This window comes from Streptomyces albireticuli, from assembly GCF_002192455.1.
Taxonomy (GTDB): domain Bacteria; phylum Actinomycetota; class Actinomycetes; order Streptomycetales; family Streptomycetaceae; genus Streptomyces; species Streptomyces albireticuli_B.
In genome coordinates this window covers 7,263,933-7,280,477 of the sequence record NZ_CP021744.1, presented here as the reverse complement: position 1 = coordinate 7,280,477, position 16,545 = coordinate 7,263,933, and the positions used below count along the sequence as shown (strand labels likewise).

At 74.6% G+C, this 16,545-nt stretch carries 14 protein-coding genes; 10 read left to right on the top strand and 4 right to left on the bottom strand.

What is annotated here, in order from left to right; all coding sequences use genetic code 11:
* Nucleotides 1-56 precede the first annotated feature (56 nt).
* From SMD11_RS31290 to SMD11_RS31260, 7 genes are all read left to right on the top strand, one after another.
* Nucleotides 57-608 carry a TlpA family protein disulfide reductase gene (locus SMD11_RS31290; protein WP_087929647.1) on the top strand — a complete coding sequence of 184 codons (552 nt, stop codon included), beginning with the start codon at nt 57-59 and terminating at the stop codon, nt 606-608.
* Entirely contained in the window at nt 605-2,539 is a 1,935-nt protein-coding gene (locus SMD11_RS31285; protein ID WP_087929646.1) for an ABC transporter ATP-binding protein, read from the top strand. The genes SMD11_RS31290 and SMD11_RS31285 overlap by 4 nt, the downstream gene beginning before the upstream one ends.
* 31 nt (nt 2,540-2,570) lie before the next feature.
* The gene (locus SMD11_RS31280; RefSeq protein WP_234366248.1) at nt 2,571-3,068 is read left to right on the top strand and encodes a S26 family signal peptidase; all 498 of its coding nucleotides are present in this window, start codon (nt 2,571-2,573) and stop codon (nt 3,066-3,068) included.
* A gap of 46 nt (nt 3,069-3,114) precedes the next feature.
* Nucleotides 3,115-3,876: a class I SAM-dependent methyltransferase gene (locus tag SMD11_RS31275; protein ID WP_087929645.1), complete on the top strand. Its 762-nt coding sequence runs from the start codon at nt 3,115-3,117 to the stop codon at nt 3,874-3,876.
* Between the two features lie 130 nt (nt 3,877-4,006).
* Entirely contained in the window at nt 4,007-4,855 is an 849-nt protein-coding gene (locus tag SMD11_RS31270) for a hypothetical protein (protein WP_087929644.1), read from the top strand.
* Between the two features lie 27 nt (nt 4,856-4,882).
* On the top strand, nt 4,883-6,733 hold the full coding sequence (locus tag SMD11_RS31265; RefSeq protein WP_087929643.1) for a hypothetical protein: 1,851 nt from the start codon (nt 4,883-4,885) through the stop codon (nt 6,731-6,733).
* Nucleotides 6,734-6,740: 7 nt separating this feature from the next.
* The gene (locus SMD11_RS31260) at nt 6,741-7,136 is read left to right on the top strand and encodes a DUF5955 family protein (protein ID WP_087929642.1); all 396 of its coding nucleotides are present in this window, start codon (nt 6,741-6,743) and stop codon (nt 7,134-7,136) included.
* Between the two features lie 303 nt (nt 7,137-7,439).
* On the opposite strand, the gene SMD11_RS31255 is transcribed toward SMD11_RS31260, so the two are convergent.
* A complete protein-coding gene (locus tag SMD11_RS31255) occupies nt 7,440-8,915 on the bottom strand; it encodes an aminotransferase class I/II-fold pyridoxal phosphate-dependent enzyme (protein WP_087929641.1) in 1,476 nt (491 codons plus the stop codon).
* Between the two features lie 211 nt (nt 8,916-9,126).
* Between SMD11_RS31255 and SMD11_RS31250 the strand changes: the two genes are divergently transcribed.
* Nucleotides 9,127-9,573, top strand: a complete 447-nt coding sequence (locus SMD11_RS31250; RefSeq protein ID WP_087929640.1) for an SRPBCC family protein — start codon at nt 9,127-9,129, stop codon at nt 9,571-9,573.
* 129 nt (nt 9,574-9,702) lie between these two features.
* Here the strand turns inward: SMD11_RS31250 and SMD11_RS31245 are convergent, their stop codons facing one another.
* Both SMD11_RS31245 and SMD11_RS31240 read right to left on the bottom strand, forming a co-directional pair.
* A complete protein-coding gene (locus SMD11_RS31245) occupies nt 9,703-10,779 on the bottom strand; it encodes a FecCD family ABC transporter permease (RefSeq protein WP_234366247.1) in 1,077 nt (358 codons plus the stop codon).
* Entirely contained in the window at nt 10,776-11,846 is a 1,071-nt protein-coding gene (locus SMD11_RS31240; protein ID WP_087929639.1) for a FecCD family ABC transporter permease, read from the bottom strand. The genes SMD11_RS31245 and SMD11_RS31240 overlap by 4 nt, the downstream gene beginning before the upstream one ends.
* A 220-nt stretch (nt 11,847-12,066) precedes the next feature.
* Between SMD11_RS31240 and SMD11_RS31235 the strand changes: the two genes are divergently transcribed.
* Both SMD11_RS31235 and SMD11_RS31230 read left to right on the top strand, forming a co-directional pair.
* Complete coding sequence (locus tag SMD11_RS31235; RefSeq protein WP_087929638.1) at nt 12,067-13,764, top strand: ABC transporter ATP-binding protein; 1,698 nt, start codon at nt 12,067-12,069, stop codon at nt 13,762-13,764.
* Nucleotides 13,761-15,605, top strand: coding sequence for an ABC transporter ATP-binding protein (locus SMD11_RS31230; protein ID WP_087929637.1), 1,845 nt, complete (start codon nt 13,761-13,763; stop codon nt 15,603-15,605). The genes SMD11_RS31235 and SMD11_RS31230 overlap by 4 nt, the downstream gene beginning before the upstream one ends.
* Before the next feature lie 76 nt (nt 15,606-15,681).
* Here SMD11_RS31230 and SMD11_RS31225 read toward each other — a convergent pair.
* A protein-coding gene (locus SMD11_RS31225) for an IS5 family transposase (RefSeq protein WP_087929636.1) occupies nt 15,682-16,490 on the bottom strand; the annotation gives its coding sequence in 2 pieces (ribosomal slippage) (nt 15,682-16,151 and nt 16,151-16,490; 810 coding nt in all).
* Nucleotides 16,491-16,545 lie beyond the last annotated feature (55 nt).

Below are 16,545 nucleotides of genomic sequence, written 5' to 3'. Positions count from 1 at the left end.
ACCGAGGCCCCGGAACCCCGGGCGGCCTCGACTGGACCTCAGAGGAGAGGACTCCGATGCCCGTCCTGATCGCGGCGGTGGTACTGGTGGGATCGCTCTGTACGCTCGATCTGCTGCTCACGCTCGGTGTGGTGAAGCGGCTGCGGGAGCACACCGAGCTGCTGGCCAAGGTGTCCGAGAACATGCCGGGCATGCCGCCCGTCATCGGTGTCGGCGAGGAGGTCGGCGAGTTCACGGCCGTCGCCGTCGACGGCGCGGTGCTGACCCGCGAATCGCTGCGCGGGGACACCCTGGTGGCGTTCTTCTCGCCCAACTGCGAGCCCTGCCACGAGATGCTGCCGCACTTCGTCGCGTACGCGCGGGCCAGGGGCGGCGGCCCGGAGCGGGTGCTGGCCGTGGTGGTCGGCGCCGCCGACCTGGCCGCGGAGCAGGTCGAGGCCCTCCGCCCGGTGGCGCGGGTCGTCGTCGAGGGCAGTGACACCGCCCTGACCACCGCGTTCCGGGTCAAGGGCTTCCCCACGGTGCTCCGGCTCACCCAGGACGGCCACGGCCACGCCGTGGTCGCGCAGAACAGGGTGAACCTGGACTCCCCCGCCGTGGCGGCATGAGCGAGCGGGACCACGGCGGGCCGGGGCCCGAGGGGCCCGCCCGCCGGGCCGCGGACGAGGCCGACCGGGAGCCCGTGGGCCCCGCCGGCCCGCTGGCCGTGCTGCGCCGGACCGCCGCGGCCGCCGCCCTGGTGGCCCGCGCGGCGCCCGGCGCGCTCACCCTCCACCTGGTGCTCACGCTGGCGGTCGGCGCGCTCCCCGTGACGACGGCCTGGCTGACCAAGCTGCTGCTGGACGCCCTGAGCGCCGACGCCCCTTCGGGCCGGCTGGTCGGCCTGGGCGCGGGGCTCGCCGCGTCCGGGGTGGTCCTCGGGGTGGTGCCCCAGGCCGGCCAGTACCTGCGCGCGGAGCTGGACCGGAAGGTCGGGCTGCTGGCCGAGGACCGGCTGTACACGGCGGTGGAGGGCTTCGCCGGGCTGGGCCGGTTCGAGAACCCCCTCTTCCTCGACCGGCTGCGGCTGGCGCAGGGCGCCGGTGGCGGCAGCCCCAACCAGGCCGTCGACGGGGCCGTCGGCATCGCCCGCGCCGCCCTGACGATCGGCGGCTTCCTCGGATCGCTGGCCCTGCTCAGCCCGCTGATGACCGGTCTGGTGCTGGCGGCGGCGGTGCCCACGCTGCTGTCCGAGGTCGCGATGGCCCGGCGGAAGGCGCGGACCCTCTGGGAGGTCGGCCCGGTCGAGCGCAGGCAGATGTTCTACGCCGAGCTGCTGTCCAGCGTGGAGGCGGCCAAGGAGATCCGGCTCTTCGGCATCGGCGCCTTCCTGCGCGGCCGGATGCTGGCGGACCGGCGGACGGCCGACGCCGCGAAACGGGCGGTGGACCGGCGGGAGGCCTGGGTCCAGTCGGGGCTCGGGCTGCTGGCCGCGGGCGTGTCCGGCGGCGGGCTGCTGTGGGCGGTGGGCGCCGCGCACGCCGGGACCCTGTCGCCCGGTGACGTCGTCATGTTCGTGGCCGCGGTGGCCGGGGTGCAGGGCGCGCTGGCCGGTCTGGCGGGCGAGGTGGCCCGTGCCCACCGGGCGCTGCTGATGTTCGACCACTACCTGGCGGTGGAACGGGCGGGGCCCGATCTGCCCGTGCCCGTACGGCCCGTGGCGCTGCCGCCCCTGGCCCGGGGGATCGAGCTGCGCGACGTCTGGTTCCGGTACTCGCCCGAGCACCCCTGGGTGCTGCGGGGCGTCAGTCTGCGTATCCGGCACGGCGAGGTGCTGGCGCTGGTGGGGCTGAACGGCGCGGGCAAGTCCACGCTGGTGAAGCTGGTCTGCCGGTTCTACGACCCGGACCGCGGGTCGATTTTCTGGGACGGCGTGGACATCCGCGCGGTCGACGTGGCGGAGCTGCGGCGGCGGATCGGCGCGGTGTTCCAGGACTACATGCACTACGACATGACGGCGGCGGAGAACATCGCCCTCGGCGATCTGACGGCCCTCGGCGACCGCCCGCGGATCGAGGCGGCGGCGGAGCGGGCCGGGATACACCCCAAGCTGGCCGGTCTGCCCCACGGGTACGACACGCTGCTGTCGCGGAGGTTCTTCATGGAGTCCGACAAGGACGACCCGGAGACCGGTGTGGTGCTCTCCGGCGGCCAGCGGCAGCGGCTCGCGCTCGCCCGGGCGTTCCTCCGGGACCGGCGGGACCTGATGATCCTGGACGAGCCCTCGGCGGGCCTGGACGCCGAGGCGGAGCACGAGATCCACACGGCGCTGCGGCGGCACCGCGGCGGGCGGACGAGTCTGCTCATCTCGCACCGGCTCGGGGCCGTGCGCGACGCCGACGTCATCGCCGTCCTGGAGGACGGGCGCGTCGTGGAGCGGGGCCCGCACGCCGAACTGATCGGGTCCGGCGGGCGGTACGCGCGGCTGTTCGCCCTCCAGGCGGCGGGGTACCGCGCGGAGCCCGGCGGCGAGCCCGCGTTCACCGGGGAGCCCCGGTGAGGCGGGGGCGCCCGGCGGCCGGGGGTGCCCGGTGACGGCGGAGCTCGCCTGGTGGACGACGCTGGGCTGCGCGGCCGTCGTGGCGGCCGTCCTGGGGCTGGTCGCCCTGCTCTCCCTGGCGCGCGGTCTGGTCGTGGTCACCGTGCGCGGGGCGAGCATGGCGCCCGCCTTCCGGGACGGCGACAGGGTCCTGGTGCGGCGCGGCCCGCGGCCGGCGGTGGGCCAAGTGGTGGTGGCGGAGCGGCCGGCCGGCGGCGGCACCTGGGCCGGTCCGCCGGTGCGGTACGCGGCCGGCGCCGCCGAGGTGCGCGGCCGGGAGTGGCTGATCAAGCGGGTGGCCGCGGTGGCCGGCGACCCGGTGCCGCGCGACCGGGTCCGGTCCCTGGCGGGGGTGCCCGAGGAGCGGGTGCCGGCGGGCCGGGTCGTCCTGCTGGGAGACAATCGGAAGGTCAGCTTCGATTCCGGGGACGTGGGGTACTTCCCGGCCGACCGGGTGCTGGGCACGGTGCTGCGGCGGAGTACGTCCTGAGGAAAATACCTTTGCTTTTCTTCCCCTCCGCCGTAAAGATCCAGGTATGTCACGCACTTTCGACGAACTCGTGGCCGAGGCGGAATCCGCTTCGGTGGACGGCTGGGACTTCTCCTGGCTGACGGGCCGGGCCACCGAGCAGCGGCCGTCCTGGGGCTACCAGCGCACGATGAGCGAGCACCTGGCCCGCGCGTCGGCCGCCCTCGACATCCAGACCGGCGGCGGGGAGGTCCTCGCCGGGGCGGCGAAGCTTCCCCCGCTGATGGTGGCCACGGAGTCCTGGCCGCCCAACGTCGCCAAGGCGACCCGGCTGCTGCACCCGCGGGGCGCGGTCGTGGTGGCCGACCCCGACGAGCCGCCGCTGCCGTTCGCCGACGAGGCCTTCGACCTGGTGACCAGCCGCCACCCGGCGACCGTGTGGTGGGCGGAGATCGCCCGCGTCCTGCGGCCCGGCGGCACCTACCTGGCCCAGCACGTCGGCCCGGCCAGCGTCTTCGAGCTCGTCGAGTACTTCCTCGGGCCGCAGAGCGAGGAGGTCCGCCGCAGGCGCCATCCCGACGACGAGTGCCGGGACGCCGAGGCCGCCGGGCTCACCATCGCCGACCTGCGGTTCGAGCGGCTGCGGACGGAGTTCCTCGACATCGGCGCGGTGGTCTACTTCCTGCGCAAGGTGATCTGGATGGTGCCGGGGTTCACCGTCGACGGGTACCGCGACCGGCTCCGCGAGCTGCACGAGAAGATCGAACGCGAGGGGCCGTTCGTCGCGCACTCGACCCGTTTCCTCGTCGAGGCCCGCAAGCCCGCCTGACCTCGGGGCGCCGCCCTGGGCGGGCCCGGAACCCGGCAACAACAGGAACATCAACTTCCCTCTTTGTCCCACGAGTTGACAACGCGCACCGGAAGGATGACAGTGCGCTGAAGCGACCGGGGGATGTCGGATGGCCGAGGACGACGGCGACGCGCCGATACGCTGGGACAACACGGCACGTGGGGGCGCGGGCGGCTGGGTGACCGCGTCCGGTGACACCGCGCGCGCCGGGCCGCCGGGAGGGGCCGGGGACAGGACGTCCCCGGAGCCGGGGGCCGGTGGTGGCCGGTTCGTGCCGCCGAGGGTCGCCCTGGCCGCGGTCGCCGGTGCCCTGGTGCTCGCCGCGGCCGTCCTGCTCGTCGCCAAGCTCTTCTTCTCCGGCTCCGGCGGCGACCCCGACCCGGCCGGCGCGGCGTCCGGCGGATCCGCGTCCGCCACGCCGTCGGCGCCGGCCGCGCCCGGGGGCGAACCGCCCCGGGCTCCGGCCTCGTCCGGGCCCCCTCAGGCATCCGCGGCGTCCGGCACGGCCGACGCCCAGGCCGCGGCGCTCGACGCGCTGCTGACGAGGAGCGCGGCGGACCGCGAGAAGGTCACCTCGGCGGTGGCCGCCGTCGACTCCTGCGCCTCCCGCGCGTCCGTCGCCGCCGCGGAGGAGGCCCTGGACGCCGCGGCGGTCCGCCGTGACGGCCTGATCGCCGACCTGTCCCGGGTCTCCCTGGACGCCCTCCCCGACGCGTCGGCCGCCGCGGCGGACCTGCGCGCGGCCTGGCGGCACTCGGCGGACGCCGACCGGGCGTTCGCCCGCTGGGCGGCCGACGCCGCCGGCTGCTCCCCCGGTGACGTCCCGCGCGGCTCCGCCTTCGACCGCGCCGCGAGCAGCAGCGAGCTCGCCACCGCGGCCAAGAAGGAGTTCCTGCGGAAGTGGACGCCGATCGCCACGCGGTACGGGCTGCCGGCACGTGACGACACCCGGATCTGACGACCTGACGGAAGGGCCCGCGCCACGATGACCCGACCACCCGGCCCGCAGCCGCCGCCCGGCCCCCGCCCACCCGGCCCCGTACCGCGCGATCCGGACAGCGCGCTGTGGCAGCTCGTCAAGGCCCAGGCGGGCAGCCGGCCCGGGGACGCCACCGCCTGCCTGCGCGGGGCCGCCCACACCGACCGCGCCTTCCGCGACGCGGTGATCGCGGAACTGGCGGAGAACCCGCACCGGGTGCCGCCGCCGTCCTACGGCGTGGACCTGGTGGCGGTGCTCAAGGAGTGCTTCTTCGCACGGCGCCGGGCGGCCCATCGCGGGGCGCTCATGCTCGTCCTCCCCTTGCCGCTGCTCGCGGTCGACGCGGCCGGGGCGCTGCTGCCGTTGCTGCTGGTCCTGGCCGTGCGGTTCTGGCTGTTCGTGACCCGCGTGGTGGCGGGAGCGGTGGAGCGGGGAGCCGCCCGGACGGGCAGCGAGCGCGCGGTGCGCGGCGGCCGGGTACTGACCGGCGTCCTGTGGCTGCTCGTCGTCGTCTTCCTGGCCACCACGGTCCTGGGCGGCCTCGGTGGTCTGGTGCTGGGCGGAACGGTCCGGCACCTGCTCACCGCCCTGCTCGTCCTCGCGGGCTGGACGGTGGTGGCGGCCGTGGACCAGTACCGCCGTACGTGCCTGCTGCACCTCTTCGCCACGGGCCGGGCGCCGGCCAGGCTCGACGGGCACGGCCGCACGGCGGCGCGGTTCCGGCAGCTGGCGCGCCAGCAGGCCGATCCCGACGTCATCTACAGCGACTACGCGCCGTTCGTGGGCGCCGGCATCGAGATGGACGCCTGGTCGTTCGCGATCGAGCTGCTCCCCGACACCGACCGCGCTCCGGACAAGCGGCTGGAGAAACATCCGGACGGGCCACCGGCCGAGCCCGGGGAGCTGACCGTCCCGGCCGTGCACGCGCGGATCCGCGCCGAGCTCCTCCGGCTGGGCGAGGCCGGCACGTACCCCGGCGACCGGCTGCACGGCATCCAGGTGGACGACTACGTCATGAAGAGCGGCCTGCGGCTGGGCCCGGCCGCGGACTGGAGCGGTACGGGGCCGGGCACCGCGTTCCACCGGATGGCTCCGTTCGCCCGGCGCGCCGCGGCCGTCGAGCTCGGCCTGGCGCCGGGCGCCCCCGTACCCCCGACGTGGTGGCCGGACAGCCTGGACATCGCCGCCGAGGAGCGCCTGCGCCACTACCTGGCGGCCCGGGTGGGCAGTTGGGAGGGCGAGGTGGTGCTCACCGTCTTCAGCCGGGTGCAGTTGCAGGGCGGCCTGCTGTTCCTGGAGTCCCGGGCGTTCCTGCTGCCGCCGATCGCCCGCGCGTACCACGCCCTGGACAATGTGATGCCGCCGGCCGACCCGGCGGGCTGGGCGGAGCTCGTGCGGCAGGCGCTGGGCTCGGCGGTCGTCCTGGCCAGCGAGGCGCCGCGCGACCTGCTGCGCGGCCTCCGGACCGCCGCGCTGACGACGCGCAACGAGGACTGGTACGCGCGGATGTGCCGGACCGACCGCGTGGTCGACCACGGGCCCAGGTACTCGGTGCGGGAACTGGCCGCCGAGCCCCATTACCAGCAGCTGTTCCAGGAGATGGACGTCGACCGGTTCCTCACCGGCATCAGCACCCGTACGGTGACGGCGGTGCGCGGCTGTCTCCGCGACGCGGGTTACCGCACCTCGGAGTACGACTCGCGCGCCAATGTCGTCTTCGACAATTCGGTGCACGTCAACGGCACCGTGCACGGCAACGTCCAGACGGGCGACCGGGCACGGGCGAGCTACCGGACGGTCACGCCGCCGCGGCCGCACATCGGCTCCGGCTCCGGGCCCTCCTCACCAGGGAGTTGAGGAAACCGTGTCCACACCTCAGGGCGGTGACCGCCGCGTCCACGTCGCGGGCCAGGTCACCGGCAACATCCAGACCGGTGACCATGCCAGGGCCGAGTTCGTCCAGGAGGGAGCCGCCTCCGGCGGTGCGGCGGAGACGCCCGAGGTCCGGCAACTGCGCCGGGCGGTGGCGGACCTGCGGGAGTGCCTGCGCGCCCTCGCCCCCGACGAGCTGCCGCCCGCCGCCGCCGAGGAGGCCGCGGGGGCGCTGGACGAGCTCGACGACGCGCTGCCCGCCGACGAGGAACCGGGGCCGGGGCGGGTGCGGCGCGCGGTGTTCATGGTGTCCGGCGCGCTGGCCTCGGCCGCCGCCCTGGCGGACGGGGTGAGGGCACTGCGGGACGCGGCGGCGCCCTGGTTCTGACGGCCCGGTGCGTACCGGGGCGCGCCGGCGGGGTTTGCGCCGGGGGCGCGTGGCAACCCGGCCACGGACCCGTCCCTCGTGGAAGGAGTTCCGGTGGTCGCCGTCGTGTTCCTGATGCCTCCACTCCTGCTGTGCGCGGTGCTCGCCCTGGGGCGTTACGAGGAGCGCATGCTGCCCTCGTCCCGCGCCCGGCACCGCGCCCGGCCCCACTGAGCACGCGCGCCTACGGGCCGGCGCGCCGGGGGCCCGGTCCGGCTCCCGGACGCGTCCCGGCCGGGCGGCCCCGCCCGCACCGCCCGTTCCTCACCCGTCCTCCGGTTCCACGGCCACCTTCACGTGCTTCACCTCGGGGTCGGCCGCGTCGGGGACGACCATGCCCGCCTCGACACCGGTGCGCAGATAGCGCAGGACGTGATCGGTGAGGCGTTCGCCGGGCAGGGCGGCGGGGATGCCGGGAGGGTAGGGCGTGAGCATCTCGGCGGCGACGCGCCCGGCGGCCTTGTCCCAGGGGACCCGCTCGGTGTCCCCGAAGAACGCGTCCCGGGGCAGCTCCGCCTGTTCCAGGCGGAGCTCCGAGGGCGGCGGGACGTCGACGGCGGGGGCCGGCCGCAGCGCGTCCGCGTGGTCCGCCAGGTCGCGCAGGGCGTCGAGCAGGACGCCGGTGGTCTCGTCGTCGTCGGCGTGGGTCAGCTGGGCGCTGATCCGCCGGTGGTCGCAGAGGTGCAGGTTGATCCGGTGGTGTTCGCGGAGCCAGTCGCCCGCGCGGTAGCCGGTGGTGCCGAGCGTGGAGATGTCGACGATCACCTGGAGGGTGTCCAGGTCGGCGGCGCGGCCGGGCCCGCAGAAGTCGGCCCGGCCGTGGACGCGCATGCCGTCGATCGCGTCGATCCGGGCGCGCACGTCCTCGGCCCGGGCGAGGGCGTCGTCGTAGAGCGCGCGGCCGTGTTCGACCATCTGGCGTCGCCAGCCGTCGAGGGCGGCGTAGACGAGGACGGAGGGGCTGGTGGTGCCGAGCAGGTCGGCGCAGGCCTTGAGGGCCTTGTCGTCGACGCGGTCGCCCTGGAGGTGGAAGACGGAGCTCTGTTCGAGCCCGGACCCCATCTTGTGCACGGAGGTGACGCACACGTCCGCCCCGGCGTCCATGGCCCACGTCGGGAGGCCGGGGTGGAAGGGGAGGTGCGCGCCCCACGCCTCGTCGACGATCAGGGGCTTGCCCCGGCGGTGGCAGACCTCGGCGAGGCCGGCGAGGTCCGCGCAGGTGCCGTACGGGGTGGGGCTGGTGACGAGGGCGCCCTCGGCGTCGGGGTGCCGCTCGAACGCCTCGTCGAAGGCGGCGCGGGACGGCGGGTGGGCCAGGTGCAGCTCCGGGTCCCATCGCGGGTCGACCCAGACGGGCCGCACGCCGGAGAGGATGAGCCCCGAGACCACCGACTTGTGAACGTCCCGGCCGATCAGCAGCTTCTGGTGCGGCCGGGCCACCGCCAGCATGGCCGCCTTGACGGACAGGGAGCTGCCGCAGGTGGAGAAGAAGGTGTGCTCGGCCCCGACGGCGTCGGCCATCAGCTCCTGGGCCCGTTCCAGCACGTGGTGGGAGGACGTACGGTCGTCCAGCCCGCTGATGGCCAGGACGTCGTGGGCGAACACCGCGTCCCCCAGGACGGCCCGCACCCGCGGGTCCGCGCCGCGCCCTTGTTTGTGGCCGGGTGGGGTGAAGGGGGTCTGGCCCGTCCTGCCGTAGGCGGCGAGGGCCTCCAGCACCGGCGCGCATGAGTGGTCCATAAAGTCTCCGCTCCCCGTGGAACGCTCGCTCCTTGCCGGGATCCCTGTGCGGGTGACCTGTTTGCCGCAAGGGAAACGCGTCCGACCGGGTGCCGGGCGCGGCCGGAGCCGTGGCCGGGGCTCCGCGAAAAAGGGATGTCTCGGGCCGTGGATCGGGGGCACTCGCCGGGTGACCCGGTTTTCCCACCCCATTCCTGAGGAGAGGTCAGCCATGTCCCAGATCGAACAGTCCATCGAGGTCGAGGTGCCGATCAGCACCGCCTACAACCAGTGGACGCAGTTCGAGGAGTTCCCCCGCTTCATGAAAGGCGTCGAACGCGTCGAGCAGCGCACGCCGACCCTCACCCACTGGGTGACGAACGTCGACGGTGTCATCCGTGAGTTCGACGCGGAGATCAGTGAGCAGATCCCGGACGAACGGGTCGCGTGGACCACGGTGGGCGGCGAGGTCCGGCAGGCCGGCGTCGTCACCTTCCACCGCCTGGACGTCTCCCGCACGAAGGTCATGCTCCAGTTCGACCACGCGCCGGAGGGATTCGTGGACACGGTGGGGGACGTGCTGGGGTTCGTGCGGCGGCAGGCGAAGGGGGATCTGGAGCGGTTCAAGTCGTTCATCGAGGCGCGGGGGTTCGAGACGGGGCGGTGGCGGGGGCGGTGATCTAGCGCGGGTCGCGCGCGGCGACGGCGGCGGGGGTGCCGCCCTGCGGGGGTTTTCCCCACCCCGCCCCTCCCCGGATCGTGCTCAATCGCCGGGCGGGCGGAAAGGGCCCCGCAGGGCCCCCACCGCTCACGTCCGGGACTTGCGCGACTCCGCGATCAGCAGGCCGATCAGGTACAGGCCCCCGACCGTGCCCGTCGCCGTCCCCACCGGCAGCAGCGTCGGCGAGAAGACCCGCTGCACCGCGAAGTCGCTCACGGCCAGCAGCACCGCGCCCATGAGGGCCGCCGGGAGGAGGCCGGGGCCGGAGGAGCGGACGAGGCGGCGGGCGAGCTGGGGGGCGGCCAGGGCGACGAACCAGATCGGGCCGGTCGCGGCGGTGGCGACGGCGGCGAGGCCGACGCTCACGGCCAGCAGCACCAGCCGGGTGCGGGCCGCGTCGACGCCGAGCGCCATGGCCGTGTCGTCACCCATCTCCAGCAGGGACAGCCTGCGGCCGAACCGGAAGGCGACCGGGAGGAGCACCGCGAGCGCGATCCCCGTCATGGCCGCCTGGTCCCAGGTGCGGCTGTTGAGGCTGCCGATCAGCCAGGTCTGCGCCTCCAGCGCGTCCTGGAGGCTCGCCCGGGTGATCAGGTAGGAGTTGACGGCGAGCAGGATGGCGCTCACACCGATGCCGATGACGACGAGCCGGAAGCCCTGCGAGCCCCGGCTGAACGCCAGCAGGTAGACGGCCACGGCGGTGGCCAGTCCGCCGATCAGCGCGCCGAGCGCGATCTGGGCCATGCTGCCGTGGAGCATGACGATGACGACCAGGGCGCCGGTCGCCGACCCGTTGGTGAAGCCGATGATGTCCGGGCTGCCGAGCGGGTTGCGCGACAGGCTCTGGAGGATCGCGCCGCTGACCGCCAGGGCCGCGCCGACGGCCATCGCGGTCAGCAGCCTTGGCAGGCGCAGGGTGTTGACGATGAAGTCGGCGCTCCCCGAACCCTGGCCGACGAGCGCCTGGAACGCCTCCCCGATCGACAGCTCGAAGTCACCGGTGGTGAGGGTGAATCCCATCGTGACGACCAGGGCGGCCAGCAGAACCAGCATCACGGCGAGCGGACGGACCTCGATCCGCAGCGACACCCGCCCGCCCCGGCTGCGCACGATCACACCACCCGGCCCGCGGGTCTTCGGGCGGGCTTCCTGGACGGGGCTCACAGCATGACCAGCTTCCGGCGGCGGCAGAGGGCGAGGAACAGGGGGCCGCCCAGGAAGGCGGTGACGATGCCCACCTGCACCTCTCCCGGGTAGCCGAGGACGCGGCCCAGCACGTCCGCGCCGATCAGCAGGATCGGCGCGAGCAGGGCGGAGTAGGCCATCACCCACCGCTGGTCGGGGCCGGCCACGAAGCGGGCGATGTGCGGCACGGCGAGGCCGACGAAGCCGATGGGCCCCGCGGCGGCGGTGGCGGCGCCGCACAGCAGCATCACGGCGACGGCGCCGAAGAGCCGGGTGCGGCCGACGTGGACGCCCAGCGCCCGGCCCACCTGGTCGCCCATGGCCAGGGCGTTCAGCGGGCGGGCCAGGGCGAGCGCGATCAGGGTGCCGACCACGACGAACGGCAGGATCACGTACACCACGTCGAACTTCCGGCCGCCGAGCGAGCCCACCGTCCAGAACCGGAACTCGTCGAAGGCGCGCGGGTGGAGCAGCAGGACCGCCGAGTTGAAGGCGTAGAGCACCGCGGTGACGGCCGCGCCGGCGACGACCAGCCGGTCGGGTGTCACCAGTCTCCGCCCGGACGAGCCGAGGAGGTGGACGGCGACGGAGGCGAGGGCGGCGCCGAGGAAGGCGAACCACACATAGCCGAGGACCGTGCCGACGCCGAGGAAGGCGATGCCCACCACCACACCCGTCGAGGCGCCCAGGCTCACTCCGAGGAGGCCGGGGTCGGCGAGCGGATTGCGGGTCAGGGCCTGCATCAGCGCGCCGGAGAGGCCGAGGGCCACGCCGACGAGGAGGCCGAGCACGGTCCGCGGGATCCGGTAGTCGTGGATGACGACGGCGGCGCTGGAGCCGTCGTTGTGCCAGAGCAGGCTCCACGTGGCGGTGAAGGGGATGTCCCGGGTGCCGAGCCAGATGCCGGCCAGGGACAGCAGGAGCAGCACGCCGACGGCGGCGAGCAGCCCCAGGCCGCGCCAGAGCCCCGCCGAGGGCCGTCGGGTGGCCGGGGCCGGAGGGCCGCCGGCACCGGTTCCGGGTTTGTCCGGCGCCTCGACTGACAACAAGGGCCTCCCTGGCACTCGGTACGACGGCTGGGACCGGCAACGGAAAGGCCCCGGCAGCGCGACAACTTAGGTAAACCTAATCGAATAACTTCGCCCAGGTCAACGCCGGTTGCCCGGATGGGGGCGGACGCGGTCCGGACCGGCGCGCAACCCGGCCTGACCATGATAGTTAAGGTAGCCTTACCTAACTTATTGCTGTGTCTGTGGAGGTAGAGCGATGCTCGATGGAGGACCGACGGGGGGCGACGTCCTCCGAAGGGCGATCGCGGGCCAACGTCGTCATGTGGCCGGGGCATCGCTCCTGGGCACCGCGCACCAGGCGTGCGAGGCGATGGTCCCGGTCGTCATAGGCCTGGTGATCGACCAAGCGGTGGCCACCGGTTCGTCCGGTGCCCTGCTGCGCTGGCTGCTGGTGCTCGCCAGCCTCTTCCTCGTCCTGTCCAGCTGCTACCGCATCGGCGCGCGGATGGGCGAACGCGCCGGGGAACAGGCCGCCCATCTGCTCCGCCGCGACCTCGGTACCCGGGTGCTCGACCCGCGCGGCGGCGCGGACAAGGACCGGCTCCCCGGTGTGCTGGCCACCATCGCCACGAGCGACGCCAAGCGCGTGGGCGGCGTCGCGACCGTCCTGCCGTACGGGGTGTCCGCGCTCGCCGGACTGGCCATCAGCGCCGTGGCGCTGCTCCGGATATCGGTGCCGCTCGGCCTGCTCGTCCTGCTCGGCATCCCGCCGCTGCTGTGGCTCGGCCACCGCATCAGCCGTCCTCTCGAACGGCGCAGCGGCACCGAGCAGGAGCACGCCGCGCAGGCCTCCGGCATCGCGACCGACCTGGTGTCGGGCCTCCGGGTGCTCAAGGGCTTCGGCGCCGAGTCGGCCGCGGTGGACCGCTACCGGCGGACCAGCCAGGACTCCCTGGCGGCGGCCCTGCGCGCGGCCGGGAGCCGGGCCTGGCACGACGGCGCGATCCTCGCCCTGACCGGGATCTTCATCGCGGTCATCGGGCTCGTCGGCGCGCACCTGGCGATGAACGGTGACATCAGCGTCGGTGACCTGGTGGCGGCCGTGGGCCTCGCGCAGTTCCTCCTCGGCCCCTTCCAGCTGCTCACCTACGTCAACGGCCAGTTCGCCCAGGGGCGCGCGTCGGCGGACCGGATCGCCTCGGTGCTCGCGGCGCCGCCGGCGGTGCCCGCCGGGGCGGCCGCTCCGGCCGAACCCGTCGCCGGGGCGCTCCGGCTGCGCGGCGTACGGCACGGGGCGCTGCGCGGGGTCGACCTCGACATCCGCCCCGGGAGCCTCGTCGGCATCGTCGCGAAGGACCCCGCGACCGCGGCCGACCTGCTGGTCTGCCTGGGCAGGGAGGCCGCGCCCGACGAGGGGTCGATCGAGCTGGACGGCGTCGGCCTGTCCGAGCTGGACCCCGTCGGGACGCGCCGGGCGATCCTCGTCGCCCACCACGACGCCGACCTCTTCGAGGGCACCCTGCTGGACAACGTCCTGGCGGGCGGCGAGGGCGACGCGGCGAGCGCCGCGCCGGCGCTGGCTGCCGCGGCGGCCGACGAGGTCGCCCGCACCCTGCCCGACGGCCTCGGCACGCTGATCGACGAGCGCGGACGGTCGCTCTCCGGCGGCCAGCGGCAGCGCGTCGCGCTCGCCCGCGCCCTCGCCGCCGACCCGCCCGTCCTGGTCGTGCACGACCCGACCACGGCGGTGGACACCGTCACCGAGTCCCGGATCGCCTCCCGGCTGCGGGACCTCCGCGAGGGCCGCACCACGATCCTGGTCACCACCAGCCCCGCCCTGCTCGCGACGGCCGACCGGGTCGTCGTCCTCGACGGGGGCACCGTCACCGCCGACGGCCCGCACACCGAACTCGCGGCCGCCGACGCGGCGTACCGCTCGGTGGTGCTCGCATGACCGCCACCTCGGCTCCGGCCTCCCCCGACGCCACCACGAACGAGAACGGACGGACGATGAGCCCAGCCGGCACACCGGACCGCGTACTCCTGCCGACCGCCACCGGCGCCCAGACGCTCGCCGTCGTCGGCCCGCTGCTGCGGCGCCACCGGGGCCTGGCGGTGGCGGCGGTGACCGTCCTGCTCGTCGGCACCGGCATCGGCCTGCTCACCGCCCCGCTGCTCGGCCACATCGTCGACCAGGTGGTCCAGCGGCGCGGGGCGGACGCCCTGACCCTGCCGATGATCCTCCTCGTCGCGGTCGCCGTGGGGCGCGGCGCCGCCACCGCCGTCGGCAGCTCCCTCGTCGCCCGGCTCGGCGAGACCGTCCTCGCGAGCCTGCGCGAGCAGTTCATCGAGCGGGCGCTGCGGCTGCCGCTCGAACGCGTCGAGAAGGCCGGCTCGGGCGACCTCACCTCCCGGGTCACCGGCGACGTCGCCCTCATCGCGCAGACCGTGCGCCAGGCCCTGCCCGAGTTCAGCCGTTCCGTCTTCACGATCCTGCTGACCCTGGTCGGCCTCGCGGTGCTGGACTGGCGGTTCGCGCTCGTCGTCCTGGTCGCGGCACCCGTCCACTACTTCACCGTGCGCTGGTACATGAGCCGCGCCATCCCCGTCTACGCCGCGCACCGCGTGGCCACGGGGGCCCTCCAGCACCAGCTCCTCGACAGCGTCGGCGGCGTCCGCACCGTGCGCGCGTTCCGGCTGACCGGCCGTCACGTCGATCTGGTCGGGGAGCGGTCGCAGTCGGCCGTCGACCTGGCGCTGCGCGGCAACCGGCTGGTGACGGGCTTCTTCTCGCGGCTCAACATCGCCGAGTTCCTCGGCCTCACGTCGGTCCTCGTCACCGGCTTCTTCCTGGTCGACAACGGCTCCGTGAGCATCGGTACGGCGACCGCCGCCGCGCTGTACTTCCACAGCCTCTTCAACCCGCTCAACGCCGCGCTCGTCCTCATCGACGACGCGCAGTCCGCCGGGGCGAGCCTGGCCCGCCTGGTCGGCGTCTCGACCCTCCCCGGCGAGGAGGAGCCCGACGGGCCCGCCGCGCCCGCGGACGGCTCGGTCCGGGTGACCGCGCTCAGCCACACGTACGTGACCGGCCGCCCGGTGCTGCACGACGTCGACCTGACGGTGCGCGACGGCGAACGCGTCGCCCTGGTCGGTGCCAGCGGCGCCGGCAAGACCACCCTCGCCAAGCTGATCGCCGGCATCCACGAGCCGTCCGGCGGCTCCGTCGCCCTCGGCGGCGTCGACAGCCGGGAGCTGGGCCCCGCGGGCATCCGCCGCGCGGTCACCCTCATCAGCCAGGAGGTCCACGTCTTCGCGGGCACGCTCTCCGACGACCTCCGGCTGGCCCGCCCCGAGGCCACGGACGAGGAACTGCGGGCCGCGCTCGAACGGGTCGACGCCCTGTCCTGGGTGGAGGAACTCCCGGACGGACCGGCCACGGTGGTCGGCGAGGGCGGCCACCGCCTCACGGTGACCCAGGCCCAGCACCTCGCCCTCGCCCGCCTCGTCCTCGCCGACCCGCCGGTCGCCATCCTCGACGAGGCCACCGCCGACGCCGGCAGCGCCGGCGCCCGCACCCTGGAGACGGCCGCGGCACGCGCCCTCTCCGGCCGTACGAGCCTGGTCGTCGCCCACCGCCTGACCCAGGCCGCGACGGCGGACCGGGTCGTCGTCCTCGACGGCGGCCGGGTGGTCGAGTCGGGCACCCACGAGGAGCTCGTGGCGGCGGGCGGGCGGTACGCGGCGCTGTGGGGGGCGTGGGCGGAGAGCCGGCGGGAGGTCGTGCCGGGCTGACGTCCGGCGGTGCGCCGCCGTCTCGACCGCTTGTGCCGAAGGCCCCCGGTGTGTACCGGGGGCCTTACTGATCGTTTCAGAGTGTCGTCCGGGGCCGTCGTAGGCAGGTGATGCCGCAGGCGAGTTCGAGCAGGCCCTGGTGGAGGTCGGCGCGTCGCTCGTAGCGGGTGCGGAGCCGTTCGAACTGGCGCAGCCAGGCGAACGCGCGCTCAACGACCCACCGGATCATGCCCAGTCCGGAACCGTGGGCGACGCCGCGTCGGGCGATCAGCGGTTTTATGCCGCGCTTCCACAGCAGGCGGCGGTACTTGTCGAAGTCGTAGCCGCGGTCGGCGTACAAGCGCCGGGGCTCGCGGCGAGGGCGTCCACGCAGGCCCCGGATCGGTGGGACGGCGTCCAGCAGCGGCAGGAGCTGGGTGACGTCATGGCGGTTGCCGCCGGTGAGCGTGAGGGCGAGCGGGGTTCCGTGGCGGTCGACGATCAGGTGGTGCTTGGAGCCGGGGCGGGCACGGTCGACGGGTGAGGGGCCGACATGGTCCCCCCCTTGAGGGCCCGGACGTGTGAGCCGTCGACCGCGCAGTCGTCCAGGTCCAGCGAGTCCGCTCGGCGCAGTTCGGTCAGCAGGACGGCGTGCAGGCGCGGCCGGACGCCGGCCTCGGTCCAGTCCCGCAGCCGGCGCCAGGCCGTGACGCCGCAGCAGCCCACGCTCTCGGTGGGCACGTCGCGCCAGGCAACACCGGTTCGCAGCACGTACATGATGCCCGCGAGGGCCGCCCTGTCCGGGACGCGGAGTCGCCCGGGATGGCGGTAGCGCCGCTCGGGCGCGGGTGGCAGCAGCGGAGCCACCCGCTCCCACAGGTCGTCCGGAACAAGATCAGCACGCACCCGGACACCCTGTCGACCAAGATCGTCAAACGCAAGACCCACAGCTCAACTCATT

Coding starts and splice junctions, on each gene's coding strand:
- SMD11_RS31290 (WP_087929647.1), top strand. CDS start 57: ATGCCCGTCCTGATCGCGGCGGTGGTACTGGTGGGATCGCTCTGTACG.
- SMD11_RS31275 (WP_087929645.1), top strand. CDS start 3,115: ATGTCACGCACTTTCGACGAACTCGTGGCCGAGGCGGAATCCGCTTCG.
- SMD11_RS31265 (WP_087929643.1), top strand. CDS start 4,883: ATGACCCGACCACCCGGCCCGCAGCCGCCGCCCGGCCCCCGCCCACCC.
- SMD11_RS31270 (WP_087929644.1), top strand. CDS start 4,007: ATGGCCGAGGACGACGGCGACGCGCCGATACGCTGGGACAACACGGCA.
- SMD11_RS31250 (WP_087929640.1), top strand. CDS start 9,127: ATGTCCCAGATCGAACAGTCCATCGAGGTCGAGGTGCCGATCAGCACC.
- SMD11_RS31255 (WP_087929641.1), bottom strand. CDS start 8,915: ATGGACCACTCATGCGCGCCGGTGCTGGAGGCCCTCGCCGCCTACGGC.
- SMD11_RS31230 (WP_087929637.1), top strand. CDS start 13,761: ATGACCGCCACCTCGGCTCCGGCCTCCCCCGACGCCACCACGAACGAG.
- SMD11_RS31235 (WP_087929638.1), top strand. CDS start 12,067: ATGCTCGATGGAGGACCGACGGGGGGCGACGTCCTCCGAAGGGCGATC.
- SMD11_RS31285 (WP_087929646.1), top strand. CDS start 605: ATGAGCGAGCGGGACCACGGCGGGCCGGGGCCCGAGGGGCCCGCCCGC.